General features: G+C 40.9%; 16 protein-coding genes and 7 tRNA genes. 20 read left to right on the top strand and 3 right to left on the bottom strand.

The genetic code is table 11. The features are described 5' to 3' along the window. The first annotated feature begins 65 nt into the window (after nucleotides 1-65). The 3 genes from PSI06_RS14260 to PSI06_RS14250 all read left to right on the top strand — a co-directional run bounded on the left by PSI06_RS14260 (nucleotide 66) and on the right by PSI06_RS14250 (nucleotide 2,183). Nucleotides 66-1,166 carry a hypothetical protein gene (locus PSI06_RS14260; protein ID WP_273604071.1) on the top strand — a complete coding sequence of 367 codons (1,101 nt, stop codon included), beginning with the start codon at nucleotides 66-68 and terminating at the stop codon, nucleotides 1,164-1,166. Nucleotides 1,167-1,555: 389 nt separating this feature from the next. Next, a complete protein-coding gene (locus PSI06_RS14255) occupies nucleotides 1,556-1,738 on the top strand; it encodes a hypothetical protein (protein ID WP_024032183.1) in 183 nt (60 codons plus the stop codon). Continuing rightward, nucleotides 1,704-2,183, top strand: a complete 480-nt coding sequence (locus tag PSI06_RS14250) for a hypothetical protein (RefSeq protein ID WP_024032182.1) — start codon at nucleotides 1,704-1,706, stop codon at nucleotides 2,181-2,183. Before PSI06_RS14255 ends, PSI06_RS14250 begins: the two co-directional genes overlap by 35 nt. Before the next feature lie 16 nt (nucleotides 2,184-2,199). Here the strand turns inward: PSI06_RS14250 and PSI06_RS14245 are convergent, their stop codons facing one another. The 3 genes from PSI06_RS14245 to PSI06_RS14235 form a co-directional block, all read right to left on the bottom strand. Beyond that, nucleotides 2,200-2,664: a KilA-N domain-containing protein gene (locus PSI06_RS14245; protein ID WP_273604070.1), complete on the bottom strand. Its 465-nt coding sequence runs from the start codon at nucleotides 2,662-2,664 to the stop codon at nucleotides 2,200-2,202. 126 nt (nucleotides 2,665-2,790) lie between these two features. Then, nucleotides 2,791-2,867, bottom strand: a tRNA-Pro gene (locus PSI06_RS14240). 163 nt (nucleotides 2,868-3,030) lie between these two features. Next, nucleotides 3,031-3,654, bottom strand: a complete 624-nt coding sequence (locus PSI06_RS14235; protein WP_154945978.1) for an arylesterase — start codon at nucleotides 3,652-3,654, stop codon at nucleotides 3,031-3,033. On the opposite strand from PSI06_RS14235, the gene PSI06_RS14230 reads away from it, so the two are divergent. From PSI06_RS14230 to PSI06_RS14150, 17 genes are all read left to right on the top strand, one after another. Next, nucleotides 3,655-4,368 (top strand): ABC transporter ATP-binding protein, encoded by a 714-nt coding sequence (locus tag PSI06_RS14230; RefSeq protein ID WP_273604081.1) that lies wholly within the window; start codon nucleotides 3,655-3,657, stop codon nucleotides 4,366-4,368. Further along, the gene (locus PSI06_RS14225; protein ID WP_273604069.1) at nucleotides 4,358-6,859 is read left to right on the top strand and encodes an ABC transporter permease; all 2,502 of its coding nucleotides are present in this window, start codon (nucleotides 4,358-4,360) and stop codon (nucleotides 6,857-6,859) included. The genes PSI06_RS14230 and PSI06_RS14225 overlap by 11 nt, the downstream gene beginning before the upstream one ends. A gap of 128 nt (nucleotides 6,860-6,987) precedes the next feature. Continuing rightward, a complete protein-coding gene (ruvC, locus tag PSI06_RS14220; protein ID WP_004587270.1) occupies nucleotides 6,988-7,512 on the top strand; it encodes a crossover junction endodeoxyribonuclease RuvC in 525 nt (174 codons plus the stop codon). A gap of 2 nt (nucleotides 7,513-7,514) precedes the next feature. Beyond that, the gene (gene ruvA / locus PSI06_RS14215; RefSeq protein ID WP_004587271.1) at nucleotides 7,515-8,132 is read left to right on the top strand and encodes a Holliday junction branch migration protein RuvA; all 618 of its coding nucleotides are present in this window, start codon (nucleotides 7,515-7,517) and stop codon (nucleotides 8,130-8,132) included. A gap of 7 nt (nucleotides 8,133-8,139) precedes the next feature. Further along, complete coding sequence (gene ruvB / locus PSI06_RS14210; protein ID WP_004587272.1) at nucleotides 8,140-9,147, top strand: Holliday junction branch migration DNA helicase RuvB; 1,008 nt, start codon at nucleotides 8,140-8,142, stop codon at nucleotides 9,145-9,147. Nucleotides 9,148-10,426: 1,279 nt separating this feature from the next. Continuing rightward, a complete protein-coding gene (gene tolQ, locus PSI06_RS14205; protein WP_004587273.1) occupies nucleotides 10,427-11,131 on the top strand; it encodes a protein TolQ in 705 nt (234 codons plus the stop codon). Next, the gene (tolR, locus tag PSI06_RS14200; protein WP_004587274.1) at nucleotides 11,118-11,549 is read left to right on the top strand and encodes a protein TolR; all 432 of its coding nucleotides are present in this window, start codon (nucleotides 11,118-11,120) and stop codon (nucleotides 11,547-11,549) included. The genes tolQ and tolR overlap by 14 nt, the downstream gene beginning before the upstream one ends. 4 nt (nucleotides 11,550-11,553) lie before the next feature. Beyond that, nucleotides 11,554-12,480: a cell envelope integrity protein TolA gene (gene tolA / locus PSI06_RS14195; protein WP_024032176.1), complete on the top strand. Its 927-nt coding sequence runs from the start codon at nucleotides 11,554-11,556 to the stop codon at nucleotides 12,478-12,480. 9 nt (nucleotides 12,481-12,489) lie between these two features. Then, nucleotides 12,490-13,848: a Tol-Pal system beta propeller repeat protein TolB gene (tolB, locus tag PSI06_RS14190; protein WP_004587276.1), complete on the top strand. Its 1,359-nt coding sequence runs from the start codon at nucleotides 12,490-12,492 to the stop codon at nucleotides 13,846-13,848. A gap of 36 nt (nucleotides 13,849-13,884) precedes the next feature. Then, nucleotides 13,885-14,427, top strand: a complete 543-nt coding sequence (pal, locus tag PSI06_RS14185; RefSeq protein ID WP_004587277.1) for a peptidoglycan-associated lipoprotein Pal — start codon at nucleotides 13,885-13,887, stop codon at nucleotides 14,425-14,427. A gap of 13 nt (nucleotides 14,428-14,440) precedes the next feature. Further along, the gene (gene ybgF, locus PSI06_RS14180) at nucleotides 14,441-15,190 is read left to right on the top strand and encodes a tol-pal system protein YbgF (protein ID WP_273604068.1); all 750 of its coding nucleotides are present in this window, start codon (nucleotides 14,441-14,443) and stop codon (nucleotides 15,188-15,190) included. Nucleotides 15,191-15,409: 219 nt separating this feature from the next. Then, nucleotides 15,410-15,485 (top strand) — tRNA-Lys (locus PSI06_RS14175). Nucleotides 15,486-15,557: 72 nt separating this feature from the next. Next, nucleotides 15,558-15,633, top strand: a tRNA-Lys gene (locus tag PSI06_RS14170). A gap of 70 nt (nucleotides 15,634-15,703) precedes the next feature. Continuing rightward, a tRNA-Lys gene (locus tag PSI06_RS14165) sits at nucleotides 15,704-15,779 on the top strand. A gap of 72 nt (nucleotides 15,780-15,851) precedes the next feature. Beyond that, nucleotides 15,852-15,927: transfer RNA gene (locus tag PSI06_RS14160), tRNA-Lys, on the top strand. A gap of 71 nt (nucleotides 15,928-15,998) precedes the next feature. Then, nucleotides 15,999-16,074: transfer RNA gene (locus PSI06_RS14155), tRNA-Lys, on the top strand. Between the two features lie 72 nt (nucleotides 16,075-16,146). Next, nucleotides 16,147-16,219 (top strand) — tRNA-Lys (locus PSI06_RS14150). The last annotated feature ends 1 nt before the right edge of the window (nucleotide 16,220 follow it).

Here is a 16,220-nt window from a genome sequence, read left to right as displayed (position 1 = left end):
CCTATGGTACAAATTACGTCGTTAAATTCGTATTTAAGTGTTATATATTAAAAAGGACGTAGTAAATGGAGAGAATTACTCCCGAAAACTTAAGAGAATTACGTAAAAAATTAGGTTTATCGAGTCAACAAGCAGCAGATAGTGTTTATAAAAACCAGCGATTATGGCAAAGGTATGAAGCACCGGTGATCGCTAGTAGTAGTTTGAATATACCGCCAGCTACACTTGAACTATTCTGCTTAAAGCACGGTTTACCTTACCCACCGAACAAACAAGGTAACTTAGGAAAGCTTGTTAGTTTTTATGGTGGCCAAGGTGGTGCAGGACATACACTACTTACTATTGATATTTGTACCTTGTTAATGCAAGAAGGGTTTGAGGTTCTTATTGTTACTGGTAAACATGGGGCGAGTATTTATCGTAATCAGGCTACAGACTTAAACTTACCTTTTCCGCGTGTTAAAGAAATAGATGAGTATTTGCTACCCACTAAAAGCTCATTTGTTAATGCTATTGACGCAATGCATAACAATAGCAAAAATATAAAGTCAGTTTTACCTAATTATGATTTCGTATTTTTAGATATATCTAAAGGTGCTTCACCTAGCTTTTTTGAAGAGCTACAACCTGATTTAATTATTGGGCCATCAAACTTAGATGATGTACCAATGAGGCAAATGCAGGCTTACCATAGCTTAATAGATTTAAAGTTAAATTTTAAAGAATCAGGTAATGATCATACAAAACTAGCGTTGCTGATGATGAATGTGGCGACTGATTATACTTTTAGCTTGAGTTATTATGGGCTTTTGGACTTTGAAGATGATGAGCTGATCCAAAAAGCCACAAATATGAATAATGAACTAACTAAAAGAAATAATTGGCTTAAAAAAGAAAAGGCTAAAATGAGTGAGTGGTTTCATGATTTAAAAGCAGAACAAAAAGAGTCTCAAGCTGAGCTAATTGAGCTGTTTAACAACTTACACAAAATTGGCATCACTTTAATGCGAAGTTATACATCAAATACTTATAAAATATATTCGAAAGGTTATGATAAAGGATTCAGTATATTTAATAAGGCACCAAATTCACTGCCGGCTCATGAATTACGAAGTGTTAAAAATGAAATATTGAGGCTACTTGGTGTTCCGGAAAGACCTTATTGATATATAACTACAATTTAAAAAATTGTCAGTTGTATTCATAATACTTTGTATATAGTGGTTTACTTTTAAATTACGAAGACTCAAAAGCAGTTTGCGTCATTAGCCGTTCGGTGTAAGCTATTAGCTGATGTAACAGCTGATTACTTAGAACTGGTGATCGTAATAATATAAAGCGTTTGTTGCGTGTTAATAAGCTTAATGGTGAAGTGATGACGGGGTTAGATGTATAATTGACTGCTTAAAAATAAAGCTAGACATAACAAACGCTATATCCTAAGATCACAAAAGTACCCATGGGTACTTTTTAAAGTTGGTGGGGTCACTAAACAGGTCTAACATTGCTTATGATCGCCCTAGTGTTCACACCTAATTATACTTAGGAGGTTTACATGATTAACAGTAATCAACAAACCCACATGAAAGAATTTTCTCAAATAGTAGCAGCAACTGATTCTACCAATAGAATCTATTTGCGTGGCACGCAGACAGAGAAAAAAGCTGCTTTAATTAGCGCACTAGGGAAAGCAAATATAACCAATGTCGCAGCAAAACCCAGAAAAAAAAGAAATTGAAGACGCTACAGTCAACGAACTATTTGCAGTGTTATCCGCCGAGTTTGGTTATGATTACTCTGAGTGGCTTGATGAGATTGTAGCGCTGCAAGAACTTTGGCAAACCCAAGGTTATGTTGAAGTTTATGAATCAAAAAGTCATCGACAATACGGTAGAATTAAAGATTCATCCCTCAAAGAAGGTGCTTCACCTTGGTACATTGGTATTTATCACGCAAGATTATTACCCAACGATGAAGAGAATGATCCTCTAGTAGTCGTTAAGTTTCACGAAACTGAAACCGGTGAAATTGTAGATATGAAGCTAATGCTTGACCATAATGAGATTTTTGGTGATAAAACGGATAAGTATGATCCAAATACAATGAAGCAAATAAGGATGCAGATTGATGCTTTCGTGCAGCAAGCTGATGCTAAGTTAAATGAAGAAAAACCCGCTGATTAGCGGGTTTTTTATGGGCTTAGTATTTATGGATTAGCCGGCTTAGTTTTTCGTTGGCGGCTTTGGCTATTTCAAGCAGCTGGTAGGGCTGTATTTTAAAGCTTTCGCGGATGACGTTGGGCAGTTTGTCGAACGATGTAACCATGTCTTCTATGGCCAGTGCGTTTGTATGTGTGGTTTCGCCATCTTCTATATTGAGTAATATGCGCTGGTAGTCCAGTGGTGTGGGTGCTTTGGTGATGGCCTGTTGTTGGGCGTCAAATGCGCGGATGACTTGTAGATGAAACTTAGGGCTTATCCATATGGCGTAGGCGTAAACCAGTTCTTTGCATACCCAAGTTCCTATTCCGCGCTTAGTTTCAACGGGGTTGTCCATATCTGGACAAGTTGAGATTTCGTTTATTAAATCTTTAGCTTGTTCAAGTCTTAGAAATTTGACTGGTCGATTTTTATCTAGGCCAGCACTTAGTAGACCACTACACAACCAGTATGCGCGAACGATTAAAGAGATAAATTTTTAATTTCTGACTATAAAAAAGAGTAGAGTGGCTACACGAAGTGTTTTTGTAGAAAATAACTTATTAGGAATTGGGGTAAGTTATTGAAAAAATGGTCGGTATGGCAGGATTTGAACCTGCGACCCCTGACACCCCATGACAGTGCGCTACCAAGCTGCGCTACATACCGACGTTGTTTGCAATAGTACGTATATTTTATTAAAAATCAATAAGTGATTGTTTGTTTGCGTGTTTATTGTGCAAATGAGCTAAAAAACTTTAAACTAAGGGCGTATCGCCCTTAGCGAGCATCCGGCGGCAGCGCATGTTAAGCCACCAAATAACAAGACGACCTAATCTTTATTTAGCCATTGATTGATCGAGTCATACATTTCATCGCGTATCAGCGGTTGTGCTTCTTTATTTGGATGTAATTGATCTTTTTGCATTAAGTTTGGCTTATCTGCCACATTAAGCATAAAAAAGTTAAGTAAATGAGCATTTGTTTTTTCACTTACTTGTGTAAAACTGTCAGTGAACATTTTACTGTAACGCGGCCCGTAATTAGGGGGAATGTAAATTTCCATTAACGCGACCATGGCATTTTCAGCTTGGCTTTTTTCGATTAAATCCGTTAAGTTGGCCTGCATTTTTGTTACCGGAAAACCACGTAAACCATCATTAGCACCAAGCTCAATAAGTACATGGCTTGGTTGGTATTGCGCTAGTAAGGCATCTAGCCTGCGTAAAGCGCCACCGGTAGTCTCGCCACTAATACTGGCATTAATTAGCTCTATATTACGCTGCTCTGCATCGTATTTATCTTGTAACAATTTAACCCAGCCTTGCTCTTGTTTAAGCCCATAGGCTGCACTTAAACTGTCTCCAAGTATTAAAATCGTGTTGTCGGCCGCCGCACTAAGTGGTTTGATAACTAAAAATAAAACGAATACAAAACGTAGGATTGAATGAGTCATATGTCAGCGCTTTCTCAATTAAATATTATTCAAGTAAATGGTTTGTCTAAAGTAGTTTCTACCTTCGAAGGTGAGTTGCCCATCCTCAGCGACATCAGCTTTAATGTCAAGCATGGCGAGTCAGTTGCTATTGTTGGCACCTCTGGCTCAGGAAAATCCACGTTATTAAGTTTATTAGCGGGGCTAGATACCGCCAGCAGTGGTGAAATTACCCTTGATGGCGAGCGGCTACATAAATTAGATGAAGAGCAACGCGCGGCATTGCGTGCTGAAAAAGTAGGTTTTGTATTTCAATCTTTTATGTTGGTACAAAGCTTAACCGCACTTGAAAACGTGATGCTGCCGGCAGAGCTGGCTGGCGAAAGCGATGCCAAAGAGCAAGCTCTAGCCCTATTAGAGAAAGTGGGGCTGAGCCATCGTATTGATCATTACCCATCGCAACTCTCTGGTGGTGAGCAGCAACGTGTAGCCATTGCCCGTGCCTTTATAGGCACACCTAAAATTTTATTTGCCGATGAGCCTTCTGCAAATTTAGACAGTAAAAACGGCAAAATGGTGGAGTCACTATTATTTGATTTAAACCAGCAGCACGGCACAACGCTAATTTTAGTAACTCACGATGAAGCACTTGCGCAAAAGTGCCAGCATATTGTACAAATTGAAGCGGGCTGCTTAGTTAAAAACTCAAAAGAGGACGTAGCGAATGTGGGCTAAGTTAGCACTTAAATTATTTGCGCGTGAATTTCGCCGCGGCGAACTTACGGTAATTAGTGCCGCCATTGCGCTGGCGGTGTTAACGGTGCTTACACTGTCTATGGTCACTGAGCGAATAGCACAAAGCATAGCGCAAAAAAGTAGCGCGTTTATTGCCGCAGATAGAGTACTGGCAAGCGCCCATGAGCTAGATACGGCGTTTATTAGCAAAGCCAAACAAGAAAACTTACAAACTGCGCAAATGATCTACTTTGATACCATGTTATTTGCCAACGACGAGATGCAATTTACCTCGGTAAAAGCGGCGTCTAACGAATACCCGTTAAAAGGCGAGTTAAAAGTAAAATCATCATTGCTTGGCGAAACACAAGTAGTGCAGGGCGGCCCAAAGCCTGGCAATGTCTGGCTAAGTGAATCGGTTTTTTACAGCTTAAATATTGATATTGGCAGCCAAGTAGAGCTAGGCGCAGCAGTATTTAATGTAGAAAAAGTGGTGGTTGAAGAGCCAGATGCGCCGTTTAATGTATTTTCGAGCAGCCGCAGAGTGCTTATAAATATTGCTGATGTAGCAAAAACTGAGGTTATTCAACCTGGCAGCCGAGTAAACTACCGCCAACTCTACGCAGGCGATGAATCAGATATAACGCGGTTTTATGAATGGTTAAAGCCGCAAATGGCGGAAAACCAACGTTGGTATGGCGTAAAAGATAGGCAATCACCCATATCAAATAGCTTAAACCGTGCAGAAAGCTTTTTATTACTAGCCGGTTTGCTGGGCATTATTTTGGCTACGGTTGCTATTGCTGTGTCGGCAAAGCGTTATTGCGAGCGCCAATACGACCCCGTAGCAATGATGAAAACCCTTGGCGGAAGCCGTGCATTAATTCGTAAAATATATTTTATGCACTTACTCATGGTGTGTGCTTTAGCGGTTATTGTGGGTTTAGCCATAGGCTACGGTTTACAAGAAATAGCCACTGGTTATTTAGCAAAAAGCATGGATATGAGCTTACCTGCCGCCGGGTTTAAACCTTGGCTGGTGGCCATTAGCACAGGTGTTATATGTGCGGTTATGTTCTCTATTAAGCCACTGCTTGATTTATTTGATATTCCACCGCTTAGAGTATTGCGCCGTAATTTAGGCGACAGACTAGCGGTAAGCCGTGTGCACTTAGGTTTAAGCGCGCTTACGGTGTTTTTATTAATGTGGTTATTTAGTAACAACATTAAAATAACGCTTATTTTATTTGTCTCCACGCTTGCTTTGATTGCGGTTTTGTTTGTTATTTCAAAACTAATATTTGGCGGTGGCCGTAAATTAGGCTTAAAACCAGGCAACAGCTGGTCGTTAGCTATTGCCTCTATACAAAAGCGTGCCAACGTAAATGCGGTGCAGCTTATTAGCTTTTCGTTGGCGATAAAATTGCTATTGTTTTTGATTGTGCTTAAAAATGACATGATCTCAGATTGGCAGTCTCAATTACCCGCCGATGCGCCTAATGCATTTTTAGTTAATATTACGCAAAACGAACTTGAGCCTGTAAATAATTACCTAGCAGAGAACGATATTTTAGTATCGGATTTTTATCCGACCATTCGTGGGCGAGTAAATGCGGTAAATGGCGAGCTTGTTGCGCGTAAAGTGTCGTTGCAAGATAACGAGAAAAAAGATGAAGAAGCGCGTTCAGGCATAGGCCGTGAGCTTAACCTAACCTGGCTTGATAATGTGCCAGCCCAAAACGAAATTGTGCAAGGGCAGTGGTTTGGCGAAGGCGCAGTGGGTGAGGCATCGGTTGAGGAGTCCATGCTGGAGCGCCTAGACGTAGAAATAGGCGACACCTTAACATTTTTAATTGGTGCGCAATCATTTGACGCCAAAATTACCAGCGTGCGTAAAGTAAATTGGGCGACGCTAAAACCTAACTTTTTTATTATTTTAAGCCCCGATGTACTAAAAGATTTTCCGGCTACGTATATTTCATCTGTGCGTATAGAGCCAGAGCAAAAGAAAGCGTTTAGCCAGTTACTGCGCACTTATCCAACCATTACCGCCATCGATGTAGATAACTTTGTTAAGCAAATACAATCAACCATTGAGCAGGTGTCGTTAGCTATTGGCTTTGTGCTTGCTATTGTGGTGTTGTGTGGCGCATTAGTGCTTATATCTCAGGTGCAAGCGAGCCTTGGCGAGCGAATGCAAGAAATAGTAATACTGCGAACTTTAGGCGCCAAAGGGCGGCTAATAAAAAATGCGACGCTTTATGAGTTTTTGCTATTAGGTGGCTTAGCCGGGTTTGTTGCTGCATTATTTAGTGATGTAGCCTTGCTGATTGTTCAGCAGCAAATGTTTGACTTAGCCGGTAAATTGCACCCAGCAATTTGGCTAATAGGGCCTGTGTCGGGCGGGGTATTTGTAGCCGCACTTGGCTACTTTATGATTGCCCGTAAACTTAAACAAAATACCCAAGGCTTAGTACGTGCTTTAGCCTAAGCTATACTTTTAACGCTAAACGCCCGCACTAAGTAGCGGGCGTTTTTGTTTTTACTCGCCACTGGTAATTTATACAGTGCTCTGGCATTATTACCGTTATTGAAAAATAACAATAATGAGTGTGCTGTTTGGCCATTATTTTAGGGATAGACCCAGGTTCGCGTTTAACCGGTTATGGTGTGGTTGCGCATCAAGGCGCTAAATTTACCTATTTAGGAAGCGGGTGTATTAAATTAGCCGAGCATGAGTTCCCCATACGATTAAAAATGATCTACCAAGGGATCACGCAAATAATAGAGCAGTTCTCCCCCGAAACCTTTGCCATAGAAAAAGTATTTATGGCGCATAACCCGGATGCCGCGCTAAAACTTGGCCAAGCCCGAGGAGCCGCCATAGTGGGAGCCTCTATGGCCGACTTACCCGTATTTGAATACTCAGCACGGCAAATTAAACAAGCCGTGGTAGGGAATGGCGGCGCCGATAAGTCGCAAGTGCAACACATGGTAAAAAATATTTTAAAATTACCTGGCACACCGCAAGCCGATGCGGCCGATGCGCTTGCCATTGCAATTTGCCATGCGCACTCAGAACAAAATTTAATAAAACTAGCGGGTAGCGCAAGCAAAACCGTTAGAGGACGTTTAAGGAAATAAGTATGATTGGCCGTTTAAATGGCACTTTAGTTGAAAAGCAACCGCCTGAAATTTTATTAGAAGTAAGCGGCGTAGGCTACGAAGTACAAATGCCCATGACCTGTTTTTACGACTTACCCAATATTGGCGAAAACGCCATAGTGTACACACACTTTGTAGTACGCGAAGACGCACAACTATTATTTGGCTTTAATAATAAAACCGAGCGCGCGCTTTTTAGAGAACTATTAAAAGCAAATGGTGTGGGTCCTAAACTAGGCTTAGCTATTTTATCGGGCATGTCGGCGCAACAATTTGTTAGTTGCGTAAACAACGAAGATGCCACAACATTGGTTAAATTACCTGGTGTGGGTAAAAAAACCGCTGAGCGTTTAGTGCTAGAAATGAAAGACCGCTTAAAAGATTGGGGTAACGATTTATTTACGCCATATAGCGATAACGCCGTTATAGAGCCCCCTAGCGATGCAACAATTGCCAATAATGCCGCAGACGATGCCGTATCGGCACTTGTTGCGCTTGGTTATAAATTGCCACAGGCGCAAAAAGCAGTAAAATCGGTAAGTAAACCCGATATGTCTACTGAGGTTCTTATTAAAGAATCTTTAAAATCAATGTTGTGAGTAACCCATGATTGAAGCTGATCGTTTAATTGACGCGAGCGAAAAAACCAACGAAGACACCATAGACCGCGCAATAAGGCCCAAGCTTTTAGCCGACTACAAAGGTCAGCCGCATGTTAAGCAGCAAATGGAAATATTTATAGAGGCAGCGCGCAGCCGCGGTGAAGCGCTTGATCATCTATTAATATTTGGCCCGCCGGGCTTAGGTAAAACCACGCTTGCTAATATTGTTGCCAATGAGCTTAATGTAAGTATTAAAACCACTTCAGGCCCAGTGCTTGAAAAAGCCGGCGACCTTGCTGCATTACTTACTAACCTTGAAGAAGGCGATGTGCTGTTTATTGATGAAATACACAGACTCAGCCCACAAGTTGAAGAAATACTTTACCCCGCAATGGAAGATTACCAACTCGATATTATGATTGGTGAAGGCCCCGCTGCACGCTCTATTAAATTAGACTTACCGCCGTTTACGCTTATTGGCGCGACAACACGCGCAGGCTCACTTACCTCACCACTTAGAGACCGTTTTGGTATAGTGCAGCGCTTAGAGTTTTACTCAGTAGCTGACTTATCGCATATAGTGGGGCGCTCTGCACATTACCTAGATTTACAAATGTGCGACGATGGCGCTACCGAAATTGCAAAGCGCTCACGAGGCACACCGCGTATAGCTAACCGCTTATTGCGCCGTGTGCGCGATTACACGCAAGTAAAATCAGATGGTACAGTAAATGCCTCCGTTGCCGAACTTGCCCTTGATATGATTGACGTAGATAAAAGCGGGTTTGATTATATGGACCGTAAATACTTACTTGCCATTATCGAAAAATTTATGGGTGGGCCTGTAGGGCTAGATAATTTAGCCGCCGCCATAGGCGAAGAAAAAGAAACCATTGAAGATGTGATTGAGCCTTTTTTAATTCAGCAAGGCTTTATTCAGCGCACACCGCGCGGGCGAATTGTATCAGACAATGCGTATCATCACTTTGGTTTACTCCCCAAACAAGATTAACCCCTCTTTAGCCTGTTACAGTAAATGTAGCGGGCTACTTCCTCTGTTAAATGTAATACCAATTTGCAATAACACTTAATCATTTTGCGAGGTAAACGTGTCGCTACCTGCGTTAAAAACTCTCATTTACGACTGCATGTAAAAGGTAGAGCAATGCAAGAGCAATTGCCAAGAACAACGAAATAGCGAATTTTTTGCCTAGCTATCAACACGTTTTTCCAGCCTCAACATAGCTCACTTAATTAAGAAAATTTGTATAATTTTTTAAAACTTACTCAGCTTTCATCCACTTTGTTGCAAATGTAACCAATAAATTAAAATCGTTTTGTAATTCACTTAACGTTAAGACTGGCGTGGCTATGCTGCGTACCATTAAAGCCAGTTAGCTTTAAAACAGTAGCAACATAAGAGATTAGGCGTGGCGCTAATTGTGTTAATAAGTTTTACCTTGTTATAAACATGCTTTTTACTGAAAGTAGATAATTTAATGATACAAAACGGGTAAAAAAAGATAGTAAATACACCGTTGGCAATTAAACAGATTGTGTAATTTATAGCGGCTGTATGCCAAGTTGGCGGTAAAATTTAGGCAAAAAAAAGCCCGCATATAATGCGGGCAAACAACAAGTTGAAGGAAGTAATCCAGGGAACTACGTTTTACTTAATCAGGTTTTATCCAAAAAGAGTAAAACAATGTAATACGATTAAAAATCCTATTACTAAGAACTTGGCTTAATGAAAAATGTTTCATTCAGTGCGTAAGCTCGGTATGGGAGAATAATACGGAATAAGCATTTTTTGTTCAAACTAGAAAATTTAAAATTTCAGATAAGAAAAACTAATCTGATGAATTTTATTGTTGTTCGAAACTTGTACGTTAATTATTCGTTAACTTTATAAGTGGCTGAAAATTAATAAATAACTGGTCTGAGCTGTATTGTTACAGTATTAGTTATATTAGTACATGCAAAGTGGCGTGAATTACTTTTGCGTGCTTATGCACTTTTTATGAATAAACGGTGCGTTTTATTAAGTTTACTGCGTATATTTACGCACTTTTGTAGTATTAAGTTGTGTTTTGCTAAACGCGGTAGTCGCGTTTTAGAAACAAACAAGCGATTGAGCGTATGTTTAACGTTTTTTGTTGCCAATTCATAGCAATATCGTTGTCAGTAAACCCTTGACTCGATACACTAGATGCAACTTATGGCCGTTACAATGGTCTTATTTACACAAAATAACCAAATTGACGTTTTTTGAAATTATTTAGGAGTTTAACGTGGGATCAGGGCTTAATTTTTTAGATCTAATTCTAGAAGCCAGTTTGCTTGTGCAGTTAGTAATGCTAGCGCTAGTAGCAATGTCTGTTATGTCATGGGCAATTATTTTTCAGCGCAAAAAAGCAATTAGCGACGCCTTGTCTGATGCAAAAAAATTCGAACAAAAATTTTGGTCAGGTATCGACTTAAGCAAACTATACAACGAAATCTCATCACGTAGCGGTCAATCTCATGGTATTGAAGCGTTATTTACATCTGGCTTTAAAGAATTTGCACGCCATAAAAAGAACACCTTTCAAAGTGCTGGCATTGTAATGGAAGGTACGCATCGCTCTATGCGTGTGGCACTGTCACGTGAAATTGAAAAACTAGAATCGAGCTTATCATTTTTAGCGACAGTGGGTTCGATTAGTCCGTATATCGGCTTATTCGGTACGGTGTGGGGTATTATGAATGCCTTTATTGCACTTGGTGAAGTGAAGCAAGCAACATTACAAATGGTAGCGCCAGGTATTGCTGAGGCACTTATTGCAACGGCAATGGGTTTATTTGCGGCTATTCCGGCTGTTATTGCGTATAACCGCTTTGCTAATAAAGTTGAAAAACTAGAATCACACTACATCAACTTTATGGAAGAATTTGCCAACATTTTACACCGTCAAGCAGCTACCCAAATAGAGGCTAAAGCGAATGTATCAGCGTAAGAAGCGCCGTCCGGTCGCAGAAATTAATGTAGTACCTTACATTGATGTAATGTTGGTATTGCTAATTATATTTATGGCAACAGCACCGCTTATTACTCACGGTGTGAAAGTTGATTTACCAAAAATGGAAGAGTCGGATTTAGTTGATACTAAAGACACGCCACCCATTATTGCCTCGATTGACTCGGCAGGTAAGTACTATGTAAGCATAGGCACTGATCCAGAGGAGCCAATGGAAGCACTTGATGTGGCCGCGGTTATTAAGCTACAGCTAATGAAAAACCCTGATGTACCAGTAATGATTAAAGGCTCTGGTAAGGTTTCTTACCAAGAAGTGTTGTTATTAATGGACTTTTTAAAGAATGCTGGCGTACCATCTGTGGGTTTAATGACAGAATCCTTTGAGGGGACACAGTAGTAACATGAATAGTTCTATAATCAAGTCAGTACTTTTACATTTAGGTTTAGGGGGCTTTTTGTGGGCAACTGCAAATATACACCCACCGGCACCTAAAGTAATGGAAGTGACTCTTAATTCGGCTATTCCTGAGCCTGATAATGCGGTTTCGGCGGTCACTGTTGATCAAAAACAAGTGGAGCAAAAAATTGCTGAGCTACAAAAAAAAGAAGATGCTAAAAAACGCGCTGAAGATAAACGCATTCGCGACTTAGAACGCAGAGCCGCCAATGCGCGCAAACAGCGTGAAGCCGAAGCGCGTAATATTAAAAAGCTAGAGCAACAGCGCAAAGCTAAAGAGAAAGAAAAAGCACAAGCTGAGGCTGAAGCTAAAAAAGCGCGCGAAATTGAACAAAAAGAGCGTGCTAAAGCAAAACAAGCTGAAAAGCAAAAGCAAGAGGCTGAAAACGCCGCTAAAGCTGCTGCAGATAAACGCAAAGCAGAAGAAGAGGCACTGAAAAAAGCCGAAGCAGAGCGTAAAAAGCGTGAAGCAGAAGCTAAAGAACGTGCAAAAGAAGCCGAGCGTAAACGTCAGCAAGCACTGCAAGAGCAAATGTTACAAGAACAACTTGCTAAAGAGCAGGCTGCACGTAGTAAAATACGCCAACAGCAAGTAGTAAGCGAAGTTGATAAGTACCGTGCTTTAATTATGGCGCGCATTCAGCAAAACTTACTGATTGATGAAAAAATGAAAAACCAACAGTGTCGAGTAAATATTCGTCTTGGGTTTAATGGTTTAGTAACGCAAGTTAAATCGTTAGGGGGTGATAAGCTAGTGTGTGAAGCTGCACTTAGAGCTGTGCGCATGGCCGATACATTACCTGTATCTAAAGACAAAGACGTATTCGAGCAACTTAAGAATATTAATTTAACAATCAAGCCAGAATTTTAAAGGAATGATATGTTCAGCAAAATTAAAATAGCCTTTGTAGTTATATTATTAGGGTTTCAGGGTGTAGCAAATGCGGCACTTGAAATTGTAATAACTGAAGGTGTAGACGGCGCACGTCCTATTGCCATCGTGCCTTTCAAATACAACGGTGTTGGCCCAATTCCACAAAAATTGAGCGATGTAATTGCTGCCGATTTAATGCGCAGTGGTAAATTTAAACCGGTAGATGTAGCACAAATGCCACAGCTTCCTAATAAAGATGGCGACATTGACTACGCAGCATGGGTAAACCAAGGTGTAGAAGCGGTTGTAGTAGGCGAGGTAGAGCAACAAACTGATGGTCGTTACTTAGTACGCTACGAATTAGTTGATGTTATTCGTGGGCAAATTACCGGTGGCCAAACTCAAATGATGAGCAGCGGTAAACTAGTAAAAAGCCAAGATCATATTTTAGAAGCGCGCGAAAGCGTAATTGGTGAAAGTGGCTTTCGCCGTTATTCACACCGCATAAGCGATGTAGTATATGAAAAGCTAACCGGTGAAAAAGGCGCGTTTTTAACTAAAATTGCTTATGTAATCGTACGTGAAGACCAAGCTAAGCCATACCAATTAGTGGTTGCCGATTACGATGGCTTTAACGAGCAAGTATTATTGCGCTCAAAAGAGCCGTTAATGTCGCCAGCTTGGTCACCAGATGGTACTAAGCTTGCGTATGTAACGTTTGAAAACCGCCAAAGCCAAATTTACATTCAAGACCTATACTCAGGTAAGCGTGAGCTGATCACTAGTTACCGTGGTATTAACGGTGCACCGCAGTTTTCACCAGATGGCAAAAAAATGTTATTGGTGCTTTCTAAAGACAAAACAGGTGCAACCGAAGTTTACGTTTTAGATTTAGCAACCCGTAAAGAAACACGCCTTACACGCCACCGTAGTATAGATACTGAACCATCTTGGTATCCAAATGGCCAGGATATTGTGTTTACATCTGAAAGGGGTGGTAATGCCCAGATTTATAAGTTAAATTTAAGAACTGGTAGGTCACAACGATTGACCTTCGACGGCGATATGAACCTAGCGGGTTCTATAACGCCAGACAGTAAAGAATTAGTGATGGTTAACCGTACCAACGGGCAGTACCATCTTGCTAAGAAAGAGCTGGCTACAGGCGCGTTTCAAGTATTAACGCGAACTCGCCTTGATGAATCACCGAGCATAGCGCCAAACGGTTCGATGATCATTTATAGCACGCTTCATAATAATAAACAGGTACTCGCGCTGGTATCGATGGACGGTCGCTTTAAAGCACGTTTACCCGTGCTAGACGGACAAGTAAAGGCACCAGCTTGGTCGCCATATTTACAGTAATATTTGCTGGTTTACTCAAAAATAGGAATCTACTCAATGCAACTTAACAAAGTACTTAAAGGCCTGCTAATCGCTGTGCCAGTAATGACATTAGCCGCTTGTAGCTCATCTTCAGATATTGATGAAGGCGCAGCTAACCAATCAAATCAAAGTGCAGTTGAGCAATCAACAAACACGGATACAGTTGAAGTAGCAACAATTTCACCTGAACAACAAGCAGAAGAGCAACTTCGTCAAAAGTATGAAGCGCTTCGTCAAGAACAAATTATTTACTTTGACTTCGACAAAGCAACTGTTGAGAACAAGTACGCAGAATTACTTCGTGCACATGCTGAGTTTTTAGTTCAGAACCCTTCAGTAAAAGTATTAATTGAAGGTCACGCTGATGAGCGCGGTACGCCTGAGTACAACATTGCACTAGGTGAGCACCGTGGCCAAGCTGTAGAAAAATACCTACAAAGCTTAGGTGTTTCTGCTAGCCAAATGTCAGTAGTTAGCTACGGTGAAGAGAAACCAATGGTTAAATCTCGCACTGAGTCAGCTTTCGCTAAAAACCGCCGTGCGGTACTAGTTTACTAAGATAAGAGATATTATGAAGCCGAAAATTATTTTGGCAGCCATGATATTGAGCGGGAGCACCCAAGTTTTGGCTGCTCCCGCTCCTGTTTCAGAAGCTGCAAGTTCACAGTCGAGCATAGAGAAGCGTTTAGCGTCACTAGAAAACATGATGCAGTCGCGAAACTTATTACAAGTTGAATTACAGCAACAACTTAATCTACTTCAAGATGAAGTAAGCCAAATTCGCGGTGTTACTGAAGAGCAAAGTTATAAACTTGAAAAAGTACTTCAGCGCCAGCGTGAGCTTTATCAAGAAATAGAAAACCGCGTAAGCCAAGCGTATACACAACCCGCTACTGCGCCTGCAACCGATTACACGCAATCGAGCGACGCACAAACCTATAGCAGTGACTTATCTGAAAACGAAGCGTATGAGCGTGCAGTAGCGCTAATAATGAAAGATAAACGCTACGACCAAGCTATTCCTGAGTTTCAAACATTTTTAACAACCTATCCTAATTCTGTGTATGCCTCTAATGCACATTATTGGCTTGGGCAGTTGCTGACCATTAAAAATGATGGTGTAAAAGCAAGTGAGCATTTTAAAGTTGTGGTTAATGAGTTTCCTAACTCAAATAAACGACCAGATGCCATGTTAAAGTTAGGCACGCTTTTACAAGAGCAAGGCCTGAATCAAGAGGCACAAAAAATATTGGGTGATCTAATTAACCAATATCCAAGTACAACAGCTGCAAAACTTGCAACCGAGCGTCTAGCTAATTAAGACGCATTTAAGCGGTGTATTTAAAGCTCAAACTACATAGAAATACTCGGCGAATCTTGTATTTGCGTGTAGTTTGAGCACAAACGCTTTAATTTTGCTCACCTAGGCATAAAAACTGAAAAAAAGAGACATTTTCGGTTGCACTCATTTTATAAATAAGTATTATAAGCGCCCGCAGCAAACGAATGGTTACCCCACTCAAAATGCGGCAAAAAGAGCGGGTCATTAGCTCAGTTGGTAGAGCAGTGGACTTTTAATCCATTGGTCGATGGTTCAAGTCCATCATGACCCACCATTCTTTATTTAGGTGAAGATTGGTTCAATCGGCGGATTTACGCAGCTCACTTAAATAGTAAGCACACAGAGCGGGTCATTAGCTCAGTTGGTAGAGCAGTGGACTTTTAATCCATTGGTCGATGGTTCAAGTCCATCATGACCCACCATTCTTTATTTAGGTAAAGATTGGTTCAATCGGCGGATTTACGCAGCTCACTTAAATAGTAAGCACAGAGCGGGTCATTAGCTCAGTTGGTAGAGCAGTGGACTTTTAATCCATTGGTCGATGGTTCAAGTCCATCATGACCCACCATTCTTTATTAAGGTAAAGATTGGTTCAATCGGCGGATTTACGTAGCTCACTTAAATAGTAAGCACATAGAGCGGGTCATTAGCTCAGTTGGTAGAGCAGTGGACTTTTAATCCATTGGTCGATGGTTCAAGTCCATCATGACCCACCATTCTTTATTAAGGTAAAGATTGGTTCAATCGGCGGATTTACGCAGCTCACTTAATAGTAAGCACACAGAGCGGGTCATTAGCTCAGTTGGTAGAGCAGTGGACTTTTAATCCATTGGTCGATGGTTCAAGTCCATCATGACCCACCATTCTTTATTAAGGTAAAGTTTGGTTCAATCGGCGGATTTACGTAGCTCACTTAAATAGTAAGCACATAGAGCGGGTCATTAGCTCAGTTGGTAGAGCAGTGGACTTTTAATCCATTGGTCGATGGTTCAAGTCCATCATGACCCAC

Source organism: Pseudoalteromonas sp. GABNS16E (assembly GCF_028598715.1).
Classification (GTDB): Bacteria; Pseudomonadota; Gammaproteobacteria; order Enterobacterales; family Alteromonadaceae; genus Pseudoalteromonas; species Pseudoalteromonas atlantica.
Note: the sequence above shows the minus strand (reverse complement) of the source record. Positions and strands in the feature narration are given on the sequence as shown.

Coding starts and splice junctions, on each gene's coding strand:
- PSI06_RS14260 (WP_273604071.1), top strand. CDS start 66: ATGGAGAGAATTACTCCCGAAAACTTAAGAGAATTACGTAAAAAATTA.
- PSI06_RS14255 (WP_024032183.1), top strand. CDS start 1,556: ATGATTAACAGTAATCAACAAACCCACATGAAAGAATTTTCTCAAATA.
- PSI06_RS14250 (WP_024032182.1), top strand. CDS start 1,704: ATGTCGCAGCAAAACCCAGAAAAAAAAGAAATTGAAGACGCTACAGTC.
- PSI06_RS14235 (WP_154945978.1), bottom strand. CDS start 3,654: ATGACTCATTCAATCCTACGTTTTGTATTCGTTTTATTTTTAGTTATC.
- PSI06_RS14230 (WP_273604081.1), top strand. CDS start 3,655: ATGTCAGCGCTTTCTCAATTAAATATTATTCAAGTAAATGGTTTGTCT.
- PSI06_RS14225 (WP_273604069.1), top strand. CDS start 4,358: ATGTGGGCTAAGTTAGCACTTAAATTATTTGCGCGTGAATTTCGCCGC.
- ruvA (WP_004587271.1), top strand. CDS start 7,515: ATGATTGGCCGTTTAAATGGCACTTTAGTTGAAAAGCAACCGCCTGAA.
- ruvB (WP_004587272.1), top strand. CDS start 8,140: ATGATTGAAGCTGATCGTTTAATTGACGCGAGCGAAAAAACCAACGAA.
- tolR (WP_004587274.1), top strand. CDS start 11,118: ATGTATCAGCGTAAGAAGCGCCGTCCGGTCGCAGAAATTAATGTAGTA.
- tolA (WP_024032176.1), top strand. CDS start 11,554: ATGAATAGTTCTATAATCAAGTCAGTACTTTTACATTTAGGTTTAGGG.
- tolB (WP_004587276.1), top strand. CDS start 12,490: ATGTTCAGCAAAATTAAAATAGCCTTTGTAGTTATATTATTAGGGTTT.
- pal (WP_004587277.1), top strand. CDS start 13,885: ATGCAACTTAACAAAGTACTTAAAGGCCTGCTAATCGCTGTGCCAGTA.
- ybgF (WP_273604068.1), top strand. CDS start 14,441: ATGAAGCCGAAAATTATTTTGGCAGCCATGATATTGAGCGGGAGCACC.